16 protein-coding genes are annotated in these 15434 nt (G+C 73.0%); 6 read left to right on the plus strand and 10 right to left on the minus strand.

Features of this window, described 5'->3' with window-relative positions:
* Window positions 1-179 precede the first annotated feature (179 nt).
* Window positions 180-602: a phospholipase gene (locus JOF41_RS22795; RefSeq protein WP_189222983.1), complete on the plus strand. Its 423-nt coding sequence runs from the start codon at window positions 180-182 to the stop codon at window positions 600-602.
* A 51-nt stretch (window positions 603-653) separates the two neighbouring features.
* On the opposite strand, the gene JOF41_RS22800 is transcribed toward JOF41_RS22795, so the two are convergent.
* Window positions 654-3164 (minus strand): FtsK/SpoIIIE family DNA translocase, encoded by a 2511-nt coding sequence (locus JOF41_RS22800; RefSeq protein ID WP_209621825.1) that lies wholly within the window; start codon window positions 3162-3164, stop codon window positions 654-656.
* Between the two features lie 130 nt (window positions 3165-3294).
* Between JOF41_RS22800 and JOF41_RS22805 the strand changes: the two genes are divergently transcribed.
* A complete protein-coding gene (locus JOF41_RS22805) occupies window positions 3295-4098 on the plus strand; it encodes a lysophospholipid acyltransferase family protein (RefSeq protein ID WP_229795395.1) in 804 nt (267 codons plus the stop codon).
* A gap of 203 nt (window positions 4099-4301) precedes the next feature.
* On the opposite strand, the gene JOF41_RS22810 is transcribed toward JOF41_RS22805, so the two are convergent.
* From JOF41_RS22810 to thyX, 6 genes are all read right to left on the minus strand, one after another.
* A complete protein-coding gene (locus JOF41_RS22810) occupies window positions 4302-5981 on the minus strand; it encodes a ribonuclease J (RefSeq protein WP_307867501.1) in 1680 nt (559 codons plus the stop codon).
* Window positions 5978-6886 (minus strand): 4-hydroxy-tetrahydrodipicolinate synthase, encoded by a 909-nt coding sequence (gene dapA, locus JOF41_RS22815; RefSeq protein ID WP_189222980.1) that lies wholly within the window; start codon window positions 6884-6886, stop codon window positions 5978-5980. Before dapA ends, JOF41_RS22810 begins: the two co-directional genes overlap by 4 nt.
* Window positions 6887-6923: 37 nt before the next feature.
* Window positions 6924-7544: a TIGR03085 family metal-binding protein gene (locus JOF41_RS22820; RefSeq protein WP_209621828.1), complete on the minus strand. Its 621-nt coding sequence runs from the start codon at window positions 7542-7544 to the stop codon at window positions 6924-6926.
* A 26-nt stretch (window positions 7545-7570) separates the two neighbouring features.
* A complete protein-coding gene (locus JOF41_RS22825) occupies window positions 7571-9004 on the minus strand; it encodes a serine/threonine-protein kinase (RefSeq protein WP_189222978.1) in 1434 nt (477 codons plus the stop codon).
* 84 nt (window positions 9005-9088) lie between these two features.
* On the minus strand, window positions 9089-9478 hold the full coding sequence (locus tag JOF41_RS22830) for an ACT domain-containing protein (protein ID WP_209621829.1): 390 nt from the start codon (window positions 9476-9478) through the stop codon (window positions 9089-9091).
* A gap of 2 nt (window positions 9479-9480) precedes the next feature.
* A complete protein-coding gene (thyX, locus tag JOF41_RS22835) occupies window positions 9481-10233 on the minus strand; it encodes an FAD-dependent thymidylate synthase (protein ID WP_189222976.1) in 753 nt (250 codons plus the stop codon).
* 120 nt (window positions 10234-10353) lie between these two features.
* Between thyX and JOF41_RS22840 the strand changes: the two genes are divergently transcribed.
* Window positions 10354-10866 carry a toxin-antitoxin system HicB family antitoxin gene (locus tag JOF41_RS22840; protein ID WP_189222975.1) on the plus strand — a complete coding sequence of 171 codons (513 nt, stop codon included), beginning with the start codon at window positions 10354-10356 and terminating at the stop codon, window positions 10864-10866.
* A gap of 12 nt (window positions 10867-10878) precedes the next feature.
* Complete coding sequence (locus tag JOF41_RS22845; RefSeq protein ID WP_189222974.1) at window positions 10879-11772, plus strand: DUF4097 family beta strand repeat-containing protein; 894 nt, start codon at window positions 10879-10881, stop codon at window positions 11770-11772.
* 54 nt (window positions 11773-11826) lie between these two features.
* Here JOF41_RS22845 and JOF41_RS22850 read toward each other — a convergent pair whose 3' ends face one another.
* Window positions 11827-12414, minus strand: a complete 588-nt coding sequence (locus JOF41_RS22850) for a TetR/AcrR family transcriptional regulator (protein ID WP_189222973.1) — start codon at window positions 12412-12414, stop codon at window positions 11827-11829.
* Between the two features lie 177 nt (window positions 12415-12591).
* Window positions 12592-13803 carry a winged helix-turn-helix domain-containing protein gene (locus JOF41_RS22855; RefSeq protein ID WP_209621832.1) on the minus strand — a complete coding sequence of 404 codons (1212 nt, stop codon included), beginning with the start codon at window positions 13801-13803 and terminating at the stop codon, window positions 12592-12594.
* A 73-nt stretch (window positions 13804-13876) separates the two neighbouring features.
* On the opposite strand from JOF41_RS22855, the gene JOF41_RS22860 reads away from it, so the two are divergent.
* Both JOF41_RS22860 and JOF41_RS22865 read left to right on the plus strand, forming a co-directional pair.
* The gene (locus JOF41_RS22860) at window positions 13877-14431 is read left to right on the plus strand and encodes a GNAT family N-acetyltransferase (RefSeq protein WP_189222971.1); all 555 of its coding nucleotides are present in this window, start codon (window positions 13877-13879) and stop codon (window positions 14429-14431) included.
* Window positions 14432-14452: 21 nt separating this feature from the next.
* Complete coding sequence (locus tag JOF41_RS22865) at window positions 14453-14947, plus strand: YqaA family protein (protein ID WP_209621835.1); 495 nt, start codon at window positions 14453-14455, stop codon at window positions 14945-14947.
* Here the strand turns inward: JOF41_RS22865 and JOF41_RS22870 are convergent.
* The gene (locus tag JOF41_RS22870) at window positions 14898-15320 is read right to left on the minus strand and encodes a PRC-barrel domain-containing protein (RefSeq protein WP_209621838.1); all 423 of its coding nucleotides are present in this window, start codon (window positions 15318-15320) and stop codon (window positions 14898-14900) included. The genes JOF41_RS22865 and JOF41_RS22870 overlap by 50 nt on opposite strands.
* Window positions 15321-15434 lie beyond the last annotated feature (114 nt).

Below are 15434 nucleotides of genomic sequence, written 5' to 3' on the forward strand. Positions count from 1 at the left end.
CGCCGCCCGGCGGACACCGGTCCCGTATGGGAGCCGAAGTCCGCCGGGCGGTGCGCGGCAAACGCTTGCCGCGCCGCGAGGACAGGGGGCGGAGGCCACCGCATGGGTCCGATCGGACCTGTCCGCCCTTCGCCACCACCCGGTATGAAGCTCCCACACCAACCACGAGGGGGAGCACCGTGAGGTCCTTGCGCACCGCCTTATCCGTCGTCGCCGCCTCGGCGGGCCTGCTGCTCGGCGCGGGCACCGCCCACGCCATCGACGCGCCCGCCGTCACCGACGACTACCTGTTCACCAAGACCCTGGCCCAGTTCAGCTCCATCCGCGCGAGCCAGCCCAACGCCGACCAGCTCGACTGGTCCTCGGACGGCTGCTCGTGGTCGCCGGACAACCCGTTCGGCTTCCAGTTCCTGCCCGCCTGCCACCGCCACGACTTCGGCTACCGCAACTACAAGCGGCAGAGCCGGTTCAACGAGACCACCAGGCTCACGATCGACGACAAGTTCAAGGCCGACATGTACCACCAGTGCGGCGGCAACTGGGCGTGCCAGCGCGTCGCGGACCTCTACTACGAGGCCGTGCGCGAGTTCGGCGCGAGCTGACCGGAACCCGCGGGTCGGGGCGGGACGCGGCGGATCGGCTCCGGGCTGTTCCTATTCCTCCTCCGGAGCCGGACCGCCGCGGATCAGGTGCACCACCGAGTCCAGCTCGTCCGGCTTGATCAGCACCTCGCGCGCCTTGGAGCCCTCGGACGGGCCCACCACGCCCCGCGTCTCCAGCAGGTCCATCAGCCTGCCCGCCTTGGCGAAGCCCACCCGCAGCTTGCGCTGCAGCATCGAGGTCGAGCCGAACTGCGAGGTCACGATCAGCTCGGCGGCCTGGAGCAGCAGCTCCAGGTCGTCGCCGATGTCGGCGTCGATCTCCTTCTTCTCGCCCGCCTTGGCCGCGGTGACCCCGTCGGTGTACTCCGGCTGGGCCTGCCGCTTGGTGAACTCGACGATCTCGGCGATCTCCTCGTCGCCGACGAACGCGCCCTGGATGCGCACCGGCTTGCCCGCGCCCATGGGCAGGTAGAGCCCGTCGCCCATGCCGATCAGCTTCTCCGCGCCCGGCTGGTCCAGGATGACCCGCGAGTCGGTCAGCGACGAGGTGGCGAACGCCAGCCGCGACGGCACGTTGGTCTTGATCAGACCGGTCACCACGTCCACCGACGGCCGCTGGGTGGCCAGCACCAGGTGGATGCCCGCCGCGCGGGCCTTCTGGGTGATCCGCACGATCGCGTCCTCCACGTCGCGCGGCGCGGTCATCATCAGGTCGGCCAGCTCGTCGACGATGGCCATGATGTAGGGGTAGGGCCGGTACACCCGTTCGCTGCCCGGCGGGGCGCTGATCTCGCCGCTGCGCACCTTGCGGTTGAAGTCGTCGATGTGGCGCACCCGGTTGACCTGCATGTCCTGGTAGCGCTGCTCCATCTCCTCCACCAGCCAGGCCAGCGCCGCGGCGGCCTTCTTCGGCTGGGTGATGATGGGCGTGATCAGGTGCGGGATGCCCTCGTACGGGGTCAGCTCGACCATCTTCGGGTCGATCAGGATCATCCGGACCTCGTCCGGCGTGGCCCGCGCCAGCAGCGAGACCAGCATCGAGTTCACGAAGCTCGACTTGCCCGAACCGGTGGAGCCCGCGACCAGCAGGTGCGGCATCTTGGTCAGGTTCGCGGTGACGAAGTGGCCCTCGATGTCCTTGCCCAGGCCGATGACCATCGGGTGGTTGTCCGCCACCGTCCCCGGCGAGCGCAGCACGTCGCCCAGCCGCACCATCTCGCGGTCGCTGTTGGGCACCTCGATGCCCACCGCGGACTTGCCGGGGATCGGCGCGAGCAGCCGCACGTTGTCGGTGGCCACCGCGTAGGCGATGTTCTTGGTCAGCGCGGTGATCTTCTCGACCTTCACGCCGGGGCCCAGCTCCACCTCGTACCGGGTGACCGTCGGGCCGCGGGTGAAGCCGGTGACCTGCGCGTCGATGGAGAACTGGTCGAGCACGCCGGTGATGGCCTCGATCATCAGGTCGTTGGCCTTGCTGCGGGCCTTGGGCGCGTCGCCGTCCTTGAGGATGGTGGGCGGCGGCAGCTGGTAGTCGCCCTCCACCGCGCGCACCGCCAGCGCCTCGACCCTGGCGGTGCGCTCCGCGGGCTTCTCGGCGGTCCGGTCGGGGACCGTCTCGGCGGCCCGGTCGGGGGGCGGCACGGCGGCCCTGGCCTGCTTGATCGGGCGCGTGGGCGGCGGGGGCACCTCCTCGTCCAGCGGCAGCTCGGGCTGCCCCTCGGGCGCGGCGGCCTGCCTGCGCCGCGACGGCCTGCGCAGCCGGGCGGGCTTGGGCTCCTCCTCGAGGTCCTCGAGGTCGTCGAGGTCGATGTCCTTCTCGAAGCCGTCGAGCTGGTCGTGCCCGCGGTGCACGTGCTCGCGCAGCCAGGGCGCGATCTGCCGGACCGGCAGGTGCATCAGCACCAGCACGCCGTAGCCGAAGATCAGGAACAGCAGCGGGCCCGCCACCCACGGCGTCAGGCCCTGCGCCAGGAACCCGCCGGACAGGTAGCCCAGCGCGCCGCCCGCGCCGCGCCGCGCCACCGGGTCCGACGGCAGCCCGCCGATCAGGTGGAACATGCCCAGGAAGCCCACGGTGACCAGCAGCCCGCCGATCACCAGCCGGGGCCTGGCCTCCGGCGTCGGGTCGGTGCGCATCAGCGTGATCGCGATCGCCAGCAGCACCACCGGCAGGATCATCGCGGGGGCGCCCACCGAGCTGCGCACCGCCACGTCGACCCACTGCCCGACCGGGCCGCCCGCCTGCCACCACACGCCCGAGGCGGTGATCACCGCGAGCGCGATCAGCACCAGCGCCAGGCCGTCGCGCCGGTGCGCCGGGTCCAGCTCCTTGCCCCGGCCGACCGCGCGGACCACCCCGCCGACGCCGCGGCCGAGCAGACCCCAGGTCCGGCCGACGAGGCCGAGCCCGGAGGACCGGCGCGCGGCGGGTCTCCTGGCCGCCGGTCGCTTCGCCGCGGGTCGCTTGGCCGCGGATCGCGCCCTGGACGCGCCTGCCCGCGGCTTCGACCCGGTCCTGCTGCGGGTCGTGCCCTTGCGCGAAGTCCCAGTCCGGCCGGCCATGGCTCTAACGGTAGTCCCTCGTGTCCCACCCGCCCCACGAGTCACCGGGGACGTGACGTGCGCTGCTCGACGCCCATGGTTGCCCGGAACCCGGTGCGCCGACACCTCGACACGCCGTAGCCTGCCCGCTGTGCCGAATCCTGCGTCCACCCCGCCGCTGTGGCGCGCGCTGACCGCCGTCGACCGGGCCCTCGTCGGGTTGAGCGGGCGCCTTGAGGTCACCGGTGACATCCCGGAGGACCTGCGGGGCCGCCCCCTGCTGCTGGTGTCCAACCACATCGGCAACCTCGACCCGTTCGTGCTGATCGCCGCCTGCCACCGGATCGGCGTCGCCCCCCGGTTCCTGCTCGCGGGCGGGCTGCTCGACACACCGGTCATCGGACCGGTCCTCAAGGCGTGCGGGCACCTGCGGGTCGACCGGGCCGCGGCCGACGTGGGCACGGCCTACCACCGCGCGGTGGAGGTGCTCGGCCGCGGCGGCGACCCGATCGCCCTCTACCCCGAGGGCCGGATCAGCCTCGACCCCGGCCTGTGGCCGGAGCGGGGCAAGACCGGCGCGGCTCGGCTGGCGCTCAGCGGCGGCGTGCCGGTGGTCCCGGTCAGCCAGTGGGGCGCGCACGAGGCGGTCTGCTGGGGCAACACGCACGTGCGCGGGTGGGCGGACTTCAAGCCCTACCTGACCTCCTACCTGCGCGGACTGCGCAAGCGACCGACGTTCAAGGTGCACTTCGGAACGCCGGTGGACCTGTCGGACCTGCGCGACGGACGTGCGGGCGACGCGCGGCGGGCGCACGAGCGGATCATGCGGGCGATCACCGCTGGTCTGGTCCCGCTGCGCGCCGACGAGCCGGACCTGCCCAAGTTCCACGACCCGACCCGCCCCACCACCGGCAGCAGCCCCTGGCGACCGGCGGGCGACCGGACGGTGTCGTGACCCGTGCCGCCAGGGGCACCGCGCCTGCGCTGCTGTCGTCGGCCGCGTTCGGGCTCTCCGGCGCGCTCGTCCGACCGGCGAGCAACCGCGCCCCCACCACCCCAGCCGCCGAAGTCACACCGACAAGGTGACCCCCACGCGAGGCCGCGTCGGCAGGCCGACTTCCGGGCGGCCGAGCCTGACCCGGCGGAGCCGGGTCAGTCCTACACAGGCAGGATCGTGGGCACGATCATCGGGCGGCGGCGGTAGGTCTCGGCGACCCAGCGGCCCACCACCCGGCGCACCGCCTGCGCGATGCGGTGCGAGTCGGTGATGCCTTCCGCTTCGGTGCGCGACAGCTCCATCTCCACCAGGGAGACGGCCTGGTCCAGCGCCTTGGGGTCGTCGGAGAAGCCGCGCCCGGACACCGTGGGCGGGGCGACCGCGCGACCGGTGCTGGAGTCCACGGCGACCGTGATGGCGATGAAGCCGCCCTCGCCCAGCACCAGGCGGTCGGACAGGGTGGACTCGCCCACGTCGCCCACGGACAGGCCGTCGACGTAGACGTGGCCGACCTCGACCCGGCCGCTGATGGCGGCCTTGCCGTCGACCAGGTCCACCACCACGCCGTCCTCGGCGATCACCACCCGGTCCTCGGCCACACCGGTGGCCACCGCCAGCGCGGCGTTCGCGCGCAGGTGGCGCCACTCGCCGTGCACCGGCATGACGTTGCTGGGGCGCACCGCGTTGTAGAGGAACAGCAGTTCACCGGCGGGTGAGTGGCCGGACACGTGCACCTTGGCGTTGCCCTGGTGGATGACCGTCGCACCCAGCTTGACCAGGCCGTTGACGACGCCGAAGACGGCGTTCTCGTTGCCGGGGATCAGCGAGCTGGCCAGCACGATGGTGTCGCCCGCGCGGATGGAGATCTGCCGGTGCTCGCCGCGCGCCATCCGCGACAGCGCCGACAGCGGTTCGCCCTGCGAGCCGGTGGAGACGAACAGCACCTCGTCCTCGGGCAGCCGCATCGCCTCGTCGAGGTCGACGAACAGGCCGTCGGGCACGTGCAGCAGGCCCAGCTCGGCCGCGATGCCCATGTTGCGCACCATCGAGCGGCCGACCAGGGCCACCCGGCGGCGGTACTGGACGGCCACGTCCAGCACCTGCTGCACGCGGTGCACGTGCGAGGCGAAGCAGGCCACGATCACCCGCTGGTTGGCCTTGCGGATGACGTTCTCCAGCACCGGACCGATCTCCCGCTCGGGTGCCACGAAACCGGGCACCTCGGCGTTGGTGGAGTCGACCAGGAACAGGTCCACGCCCTCGTCGCCCAGCCGGGAGAACCCGCCCAGGTCGGTGAGGCGGCCGTCCAGCGGCAGCTGGTCGAGCTTGATGTCGCCGGTGTGCAGCACCAGGCCCGCGGCGGTGCGGATGGCCACCGCCAGCGCGTCGGGGATGGAGTGGTTGACCGCGAAGAACTCCAGGTCGTAGGGGCCGAACGAGCGGCGCTCGCCTTCCACGACCTCGACCAGGGTGGGGTTCTGCCGGTGCTCCTTGCACTTGGCCGCCAGCAGCGCCAGGGTGAACTTCGAGCCCACCACCGGCAGGTCCGGCCGCTGCTTGAGCAGGAACGGCACGGCGCCGATGTGGTCCTCGTGCCCGTGCGTGAGCACGAGCGCGTCGATGTCCTCCAACCGGTGCTCGATCGCCCTGAAGTCGGGCAGGATGAGGTCGACGCCAGGCTGGTCGTCCTCGGGGAACAGGACGCCGCAGTCCACCACGAGCAGCCGTCCGGCGTGCTCGAAGACGGTCATGTTGCGGCCGACCTCGCCGATGCCGCCCAGTGCGACGACGCGCAGTGCTCCGTCGGGCAGTGCGGGCGGGGGTGAGCTCGGGTTGATCACGCGTTGACTCCCGGTTCGGCCTCGAGGGCCTCAGTGATGTAGTCGATGTCCTCGGGGGTGGCGGGGACCAGCGGCAGCCGCGGGTCGCCCACGTCGATGCCGCGCAGCCGCAGCGCCGCCTTGGTGTAGGTGACGCCGGGCATCCGGCCGAACGGCCGCAGCAGCGGCAGCAGCGACCGGTGCACCGCCTTGGCGGTGGCGACGTCGCCGGACTCGAAGGCGTCCAGCATGGTCAGCAGCCGGTCGGCCGCCACGTGCGAGAGCACGCTGACGAAGCCGACCGCGCCCACCGACAGCCACGGCAGGTTCAGCGGGTCGTCGCCGGAGTAGTAGGCCAGGTCGGTCTCGGCCATGACCCGGCTGCCCGCCGCCAGGTCGCCCTTGGCGTCCTTGACCGCGAGCACGCGCGGGTGCTCGGCCAGCCGCAGCAGGGTGTCGACCTCGATCGGCACGATGGAGCGCGGCGGGATGTCGTAGAGCATCACCGGCACGTCCACCGCGTCGGCCACGGCGGTGAAGTGGGCCAGCAGGCCCGCCTGCGTGGGCCGCGAGTAGTAGGGGGTCACCACCAGCAGGCCGTGCGCGCCCGCGTCCTGCGCCTTGCGGGCGACCCCGACGCTGTGCGCGGTGTCGTAGGTGCCCGCGCCGCTCATCACGGTCGCGCGGTCGCCGACCGCCTCGACCACGGCGCGGATCAGGTCCAGCTTCTCGGCTTCGTCGGTGGTCGGGCTCTCGCCGGTGGTGCCGTTGACGACCAGTCCGTCGCTGCCGAGCTCGACCAGGTGCTTCGCGAGGTGCTGCGCCTTGTCCAGGTCGACGGCCCCCTGGGCGTCGAACGGGGTGACCATGGCGGTGAGCACGCGGCCGAAGGGGCGGCCGGGCGAGGCGGTAGGGCATCCGGTCATGGCCAAACGCTACCGCGTCACCCTCAGCGAGCAGCGACTACATACTCCGGTCGAGGGTCTTGACAGCGCGCACGGCGTCCGGGTCGCCGTCGAAGTCCACCTGGACGCGGTCGCGGCCGGACGCGACCAGCAGCAGTTCCGCGACCTGCCCGTTCAGCACCACGGGGTTGGGCCCGGACTTGGCGGTCACCGCGTCGCCGTCGGGGCGGCGCAGGATCACGCCCACCGGGCTGCGGCGGTAGGTCCTCCTGGCGACGCGGCCCACGTGGCGCCACAGCACCGCGTCGCGCGCGGGCTCGGGCGAGCGGGGGCTCCAGCCGTCGACCGCGCGCCGCACGTCCTCGTGGTGGACGAAGTACTCCATCGCGTTGGCAGGCTCGTCCAGCGGCCCGAACGGCGACCACCGGGGTGGGCCCTGGCGGACCAGGTCGACCAGCTCGGCCCACGGCTTGGCCGCGTAGGCGTCCTGGACGCGCCGGGTGTGGCCCGCGAGGGGTTTGAGCATGATGCCGGGCGCGGCGTCGAGCCTGCGCTCGCGCAGGACCAGGTGCGCGGCCAGGTCCCTGGTGCGCCACGGGTCGCACAGCGTCGGCGCGTCCGGGCCGACCTCGCCGAGCAGTTCGACCAGCAGCCTGCGTTCGTCGCGCGCGACACCCATGCGCCCACGTTACTGGGTGGTCACGACTACTTCGCGATCACCCGCTCGGTGAGCTGGCTGCGGTCCTTGTTCCACAGTACGCAGGCGATGCCGCGCGCCCCCTTGCCGTCGGCCTCCACCTTCCACTCCCCCGCGGTGGGCACGACGGCGGCGTAGAGCAGTTGGCTGTCCTTGCTCGCCAGCGGCACGCGCTCGGACTTGAAGTGCAGGGTGCAGAAGTCCAGCGCGTAGGCGCGCAGCCACTCGTCGCCGGGGTAGGGGATCTTGTCGACCGAGCCGAACGGCGAGCCCTCGGCGAAGACCTCCACGGCGTGCTCGTCGGCGCAGTCGGTGTAGCCGACCTGCACGTTCTGCCCGAGGAAGTTGTCCCCGCACTGCCCCTGGTCCAGCTTGAACTCGCGCATCGCGCCGCCCGCGCCGAAGGTGACCGTCTCGGCCAGTGCGACGGGCGGGGTGTCGGTGAACAGCCAGCGGCCCGTGAACACACCCGCCGTGAACAGCGCCAGCGCGGCCACCACCGCGCCCGCGACGGCCAGCTTGCGGGCGGGCGGCTTCTTCGCGGCGGCCGTCGGCTGGGTGTGGCTGACGGTGACCTGCGACGGGCCGAAGCCGTGCGGCGGGGTGGGCTGGGCGGCGGCCCGCTCCAGCATCGCCCGCGCCTGGGGGCCGGTCAGCCGGGCCGCCGGATCGGGCATCAGCAGGCCCGTGATCACCGCGGCGAGCGTGCCGTGCGCCCGGCTCAGCCGGGGCACCTCGGTCATGATCGCGTTCAGCGTGGCGGCGGTGGTCGAGCGCTCGTAGGGGTTGGCACCCTCCACGGCGTAGCACAGCGTCGCGCCCAGCGCCCACAGGTCGGAGGCGGGCGACGCCTCGTGACCGTGGAGGCGCTCGGGCGCCATGTAGGCGGGTGAGCCGATGATGCTGCCGCTGGTGGTCAGCCGCGGGTCGTCGACCGCTTGGGCGATGCCGAAGTCGGTCAGCTTCACCCGGCCGCCGGGGGTGACCATGAGGTTGCCAGGCTTGACGTCGCGGTGCACGACACCCGCCTGGTGCGCGCAGTCCAACGCGGACAGCGCCTGCAGCGCGATGGAGGCGACCCGGTCCGGCGGCAGGGGGCCGTGCCGCTCGATGAGCGTGGACAGCGTGGCCGCCTCGACCAGCTCCATCACGATGTAGGTCATGCCGTTCTCGGCGACCACGTCGAACACGGTGACCACGGCCGGGTCGTTGAGCCTGCCCGCGGTGCGCGCCTCGCGCAGCACCCGCTCCTCCAGGACCCGGCGCTCCTGCGGCGCGATGCCCTCGGGCAGGTGCAGCTCCTTGATCGCCACCTGGCGGCCGATCACGGTGTCCTGCGCCCGCCACACCACGCCCATGCCGCCGCGCCCCAGCTCGACGAGCAGGGTGTACCTGCCCGCGATGACGCGCGGCTGCGCGGCCAAGCCCTGCTGTCCAGTCACCGTGGCACTCCTCAAACCCCAGCGGGCGTCGAACCCCAGTGGGCGTCGAACGCTACTTCAGACCGCTCGACGCCCGTCCCGGTTTCACGGTTTCGTGACTTCGTGCCCCGACTGCCGCAGCGCCTGCACCGCGCGGGCCAGGTCGACGGCTTTGACCAGCAGGTGGTCGGTGTCGTAAGTGGACAGCGCGAACAGGCTCACCCCGGCCGCGGCGAGCTCCCCGGACAGCGCGGCCATGATGCCGGTGAGGGTGAACTCCAGCGGTCCGCGCACGGTCAGCAGCCGCCACCCGTCCTGCGTCCGGGCGTCGGCGGGCGCGTGCTCGCTGGGGCACACCACCGACAGCTCGTCCGGCGTGCGGGTGACCGACACCAGCCCCTCGGCGTCCAGCAGACCGGGCGGCACCGGCGCGTCGGCGGGCAGCCGCGCGACGGTGTACTCGCCCGGCCGGACGTCGACCACGAGCCGCTTCACGGCTAGCCCTCGCTGACCAGCGGGCTGGAGGCCACCTCGGTGCCGTCGGGCAGCGCGGAGATGGCGAAGTCGGCGAACGCGTTGGGCGCGGCCTTCTGCAGCTGACGCAGGCACTCCACGGCCAATGCGCGGATCTCCACGTCGGCGTGCTCGGTGGCGCGCATGGCGATGAAGTGCCGCCAGGCGCGGTAGTTGCCGGTGACCACGATGCGGGTCTCGGTGGCGTTGGGCAGCACGGCGCGGGCGGCCTGGCGGGCCTGCTTGCGGCGCAGCGTGGCGCTCGGCACGTCGGAGAACTTCTCCTCCAGGCCCTTGAGCAGCTCGTTGTAGGCGTTCACGCTGGCCTCGGCGGCGGCCACGAACTTGGCGTGCAGCTCGGGGTCGGCGGCGATGACGTCCGGCTCGACCATGGCGGCGTCGCGCTCGGGCACGTACCGCTGGGACAGCTGTGAGTACGAGAAGTGCCGGTGGCGGATCAGCTCGTGGGTCAGCGAGCGGGAGATGCCGGTCAGGTAGAAGCTGACCGAGCCGTGCTCCAGCACCGACAGGTGGCCGACCTCGATGATGTGGCGGAGGTAGCCCGCGTTGGTCGCGGTCGCCGGGTTGGGCTTGGTCCACGACTGGTAGCACGCGCGGCCCGCGAACTCGGCGAGCGCCTCGCCGCCGTCGGCGTCGGTGGACCACGGCACGTCCGCAGGCGGGAAGAACTCCGTCTTCGCGATCAACTGCACCTTCGGCGACACCGTCTCAGCCATGGCCGAACCCTAACCGCCGTCCCGCGCCGAGCGAAAACGCCCATGGTGGGAATGTCCGCCACCAGTGAACGCATCACGCTGACGCTTGACTGACGCCAGATATGACGTCATGGTGGTGTCATGGATCTGTCACCGTACATCGCAGCACTGCGCGAGGACTTCGCGACCGCGGCGTCCGCGGGCGACGAGGCCACCCGCCGGGCCGCCGCCGCGCTGTCCGCCGCGCTGGAACCGGCCGCCCGGTTGGCGGTCATGAACGCGCTCTCCGACATGGCCGCCGAGGTCACCGCCGCGCTCGACGGTCCGGTGGTGGAGGTCCGGCTGGACGGCCGGGACGTCCGGGTCGTGGTCACCGGGGCGGCGCCCCAGCAGGAGCCCGAACCGGAGCCGCAGGAAGTCCCCCGGCCCGCGGGCGGTGACGCCACGCGCGTCACCCTGCGACTGCTGGACGAGCTCAAGGCCAAGGCGGAACAGGCCGCCGCCGCCCAGGGGATGTCGCTGAACACCTTCGTCGCGCAGGCCGTGCAGGGCGCGGTCGGCGGGCGGCGCGGGCCCAAGGGCGGCCCCTGGGGACCGCCGAAGGACCACGGCGGCGGCCCGTCGTCGCGGGTGCGCGGCTGGGTGCAGGGCTGAGGAGGGGGAGCGGTGGAGAGCACGGGATCGGACCTGGTCCGCAGGCAGGACTTCGACGCCGAGGGGCCGGTGGAGGTCGACGTGGCCCTGCTCGCGGGCCGTGTGCAGGTGCACCTGGTCGACGAGCCGGGCGTGCACGTCGAACTGCGCCACGACCCCGGCGCGGGCGAGTCCTGGACCGCGGGCCTGTCAGGTCTGCTGACCTGGGTGAACGACCAGTTCGGCAGCAACCGCGGCCAGCAGGCCGGGCCGACCGAGGCGGTGCGCGACGCGCAGGTCGAGTTCACCGGGCAGCGACTGGTGGTGCACGCGTCCAAGGCGCTGCCGCTGCGCGCGGTGCCGCTGGGCGTGGTGGTGCGGGCCCCCAACGGGTCGCACGTGACGACCAAGACCGGGTCGGCGGACGTCACCGTGACCGGCGCGGCCGGGCGGCTGGACCTCAACACCGGCACCGGGAGCGTCAACGCCGACCGCGCGGACGGCGCGGCCCAGGTCACCACCGGCTCGGGCAAGGTTCGCCTGGGACCGATGCTGGGCGGGCTGAAGGCCAAGACCGGCAGCGGCGACATCGAGGTGTCGTCCATCGGCGGCAACACGACCCTCTACACCGGCACCGGGGACGTGTGGCTCGGCGCGGTGCAGGACGACGTGCAGGTGCGCACCGGCAGCGGTGACGTGACCGTGGCCGACGCCGCCTCCGGCCGCCTCCACATGGGCACCGGTTCCGGCGACGTCCGCGTCGGCGTCCGGCCGGGCGTGGCGGCGCAGATCGACCTGGCCTCCAACTCCGGATCGGCGCGCAGCGACCTGGAGGTGTCGAAGACCCCGCCCGAGGACGAGCCCTCGCTGTTCGTCACCGGCCGCACGAGCAGCGGCCACGCCCTGGTCACCACATCGGCGAGCTGACCGACCCCGGCGGAGCCCCGAGGCCCGCGGCCCGCGCACCGGCGGGCCGCGGGCTCACTCGCTCGACCGCAACCCTGACACCACCAGTGACACCACGGCGTCGAACGCGGCCCGGATGTCCGGGGACACCCAATCCGCCGCGTGCGACGGGTTGTGGAAGCGGCTCGTGGCGTCGAAGACGGCCCGTGCGGTCGTGCGCGGGTCGCGGGGCGCGAACTCGCCGCTGGCCACACCGTCGCTGATGATCCTGGTCAGCTCCTCCTCCAGCTGGCTGACGTGGGCGGCCGCCACGCCGCTCCGCTTGTCGACCAGCACGGAGAAGGTGGCGAACAGCTCGGGGTCCTCCGCCGCCTTCCTGCGCTTGGCCTCGAAGAGCGCGTTCAGCCAGTCGCGCAGTCGCCGGGACGCCGGGGCGTCACCGGCCGCCAGCTCGGCCAGCTCCGCGCGGCCCCGGTCGAGCCAGCGCCGGGTGACCGCCTCGCGCAGCGCGACCTTCGTCGGGAAGTGCCGGTAGACGCTGCCGTGGCTGACCCCCAGCGCCCTGGCGACGTCCACCACCGTCGCCTTGGCCGGGCCGAAGCGGCGCAGGACCTCTTCGGCCGTGTCGAGGATGACCTCGGGGGTCAACGCGCCTTCCGCCACGACGGTCTCCTCTTGGTGCTCGCGGTACTGGCGGGACCATTGTGCGGGTCTGGACCACTCCGAGCGCCGGGGACCGGCCCACCGCGTGGCAGGCAGCCGCCGCCTCCGGCACGCGCCGCGTCGTGGTCTCGGTCATGCCTCCATCATCGGCCTTGTGCTGACAATTTTCACCCCTTGTCACCTGATGGTGTGGACCGCGGCGCCGAGCGCGAGCGCCAGGTCGCCCCTCGGCATCACCACCACGTCCTCCAGCTCCAGCCAGTCGGCCATGTGGCGCAGCTCGGCCGCCAGCTCGGCCGCCACCCGGCCGGGCTCGGCGCCGGGTTCGACGTAGGCCCCCTGCACCCGCAGCGCCCCCACCGCGCGGTCCGCCTTCAGGTCGACCCTGGCCACCAGCTCCCCGTCCAGCAGGAACGGGAAGACGTAGTAGCCGTGCACCCGCTTCTCCTCCGGCACGTAGATCTCGATGCGGTACCGGAAGCCGAACAACCGCTCGGTGCGGGCCCGCTCCCAGATCAGCGGGTCGAACGGGCACAGCAGGGCCCGACCGGCGACCTTGCGCGGCGCGGCGGCCGCCACGTGCCGGTACGCGGGCGCGGACCACCCGTCCACCTGGACCGGGACCAGCACGCCCTGCTCCACCAGCTCCGCCACCGCGCGCCTGCTGTGGCCGGGCTGCAGGCGGTAGTAGTCGCGCAGGTCCGGCTCGGTCGCCACGCCCATCGCCACGGCCGCCCTGGCGACCAGCTCGCGCGCCCCCTCCGCCGCGTCCACCCGCCGGGACAGCACCTGCGCGGGCAGCACCCGCTCGGTCAGGTCGTAGAGCCGCTCGAAGCCGCGCCGCGACCCCGTGGCCAGCTCCCCCAGGCCGAACAGGTACTCGCACAGCTGCTTGACCTCGGAGCGGTCCCACCACGGACCCCGCGCCCGCGGACCGCCGCCGGTCAGCTCCCGCTCGATCGTCCCGGCGCCGACCGGGCCCAGCTCCTTGACCACCGCCAGGATGTCGTCGACCAGCTGCGAGGACCGCTGCGCGTGCACGCCGTAGTTGCGCCACCAGCCGGGCTTCTTGGCCCCGGAGTGCAGCAGCGGCCAGTCCTCCACCGGCACCAGGCTCGCCTCGTGCGCCCAGTACTCCACCAGCAGCCTCGGCTTGCGGGCGCTGTGCGACCACGCCGCGTCGTCCACCAGCGAGGGCGCGTAGGAGCCCAACCTGCTGAACACCGGCATGTAGTGGGCGCGCACGGCCACGTTGACCGAGTCGAGCTGGAGCAGCTGGACGCGCGAGAGCACCCGCTGGAGGTGGCGGCGGGTGGGTGGGGAGAGGGGCCGGGGATCGGCGAACCCCTGTGCCGCCAACGCGATCCGCCTGGCTACGTCTGCGCTCATCCTCTGCACGGGTGAGATCGTGCCGGCAGGGTCCGACAGTCCCGACGGACGCCGATCCCCTAGGGTGCCCGGCATGGCCGACGCCGCCGTCCGCACCGCCGGGCCCGAAGACGTGGCGGAGATCGCCCGCATCCACCGCGACACCTGGCGCACCGCCTACGCGGACCTCCTGCCCCCCGAGGTGCTCGCCGACCTCGACGTCTCCCGGACCGCGCCGAGGTGGGCCGAAGCCGTGGCGCACGGCCAGGTCCTCGTCGCCACGGAGGGCCGCTGGATCGTGGGGTTCTGCCTCGCCGGGCTCGCCCCGGACGAGGAGGTGGCCGCCGCCGACGGCACGCTGCCCGAGGACGCGGCCACCACGGCCCTGGTGTCCACGCTGCTGGTCGAGCCCCGGTGGGGGCGACGCGGACACGGCGGCAGGCTCCTCGCCACGGCCGCGGAGGCGTTGCGGGACAGGGGCGCGACGCGCGGCATCGCGTGGATCCCCGAAGCCGACAAGGCTTCCACCGCCTTCTACCGCTCCGCGGGCTGGACCGCGGACGGAACGGTGCGCACCTTGGACGCGGGCGGGCGACCGCTGCGCGAAATAAGGGTTTCCGGGGTGCTGACCCTACTGCTGCGGCGCTGAGTCGTTGCTAGCCTCGGCCAGGTGCTCGGCTGGCTGATCTTAACCTTCGGCGTCGCGGTCGGTTCCGCGATCGTCCCCCTCATCAGCATCGAGGTGTTCGTCATCGGCTTGGCGACCCAGCAACCGGGCATCTCGTGGTGGTGCATCGGCATCGCGGTGGCGGCGGGGCAGGTCCTGGGCAAGCTGCTGTACTTCCTCGCCGCGCGCGGAAGCCTGCACCTGCCCGCGTTCCTCAAGCGCAAGGAGCGGCCGGAGCGGACCTCGGCGTGGCGGGTCAAGTGGAAGTCGCGCTTGGAGTGGGTCCGCGAGCGCTGCCACCGGCACCCGCACTGGATGTTCGGCACGCACGCGGTGAGCTCGGTGGTCGGCATGCCGCCGTTCATGTTCACCACCGTGCTCGCCGGTCTGGCGGGCATGTCGACCACGCTGTTCCTGACCACCGGCGTGGTGGGCCGGTTCGCCCGGTTCAGCCTGCTGGCGGCGTCCCCCGCGGCGGTCGCGGGCTGGCTGCACTGACGCAGGCCGCACTGACGCTGGCCGCACTGACGCTGGCCGCGCCGACGCCCGCCGCGCGCTCGTGCCGCACCAGCTGCTCGTCGGACGCGGTGAGCCGGTAGTGGTCGTGCACCCGCGCCACGTCCAGCGAGTCGCCCTGCGCCGCAGGGGCGCCCTCGACCTCGTGCTTCTCGATCGGCAGCACCAGACGGCGCTCGCGCACCTGCCCGCCGCGGACCGGCACGAGGACCTCCGCGCCGCCGATGCCCACCACGGCCCATCTCGGCACGCCGCTGCCCGCCGCCAGCCACAGCCCGCGCAGCGACCCGATGCGCTGGCCGTGCCGGTCGAGGACTTCGCAGTCGTAGAGGCGTTCCACAGCTGAGGGGTACATGGTCTCGCGATACCCCTCGACGAGCGGGGTCGCACCCGGTCTCACTCAGGCGAGGGACTGGAAATCGCCTGCCCGAGGTAAGGGACGGTCGCGACGACGCGGCGGGTGACGCGG

This window comes from Saccharothrix coeruleofusca (assembly GCF_017876325.1).
Classification (GTDB): Bacteria; Actinomycetota; Actinomycetes; order Mycobacteriales; family Pseudonocardiaceae; genus Actinosynnema; species Actinosynnema coeruleofuscum.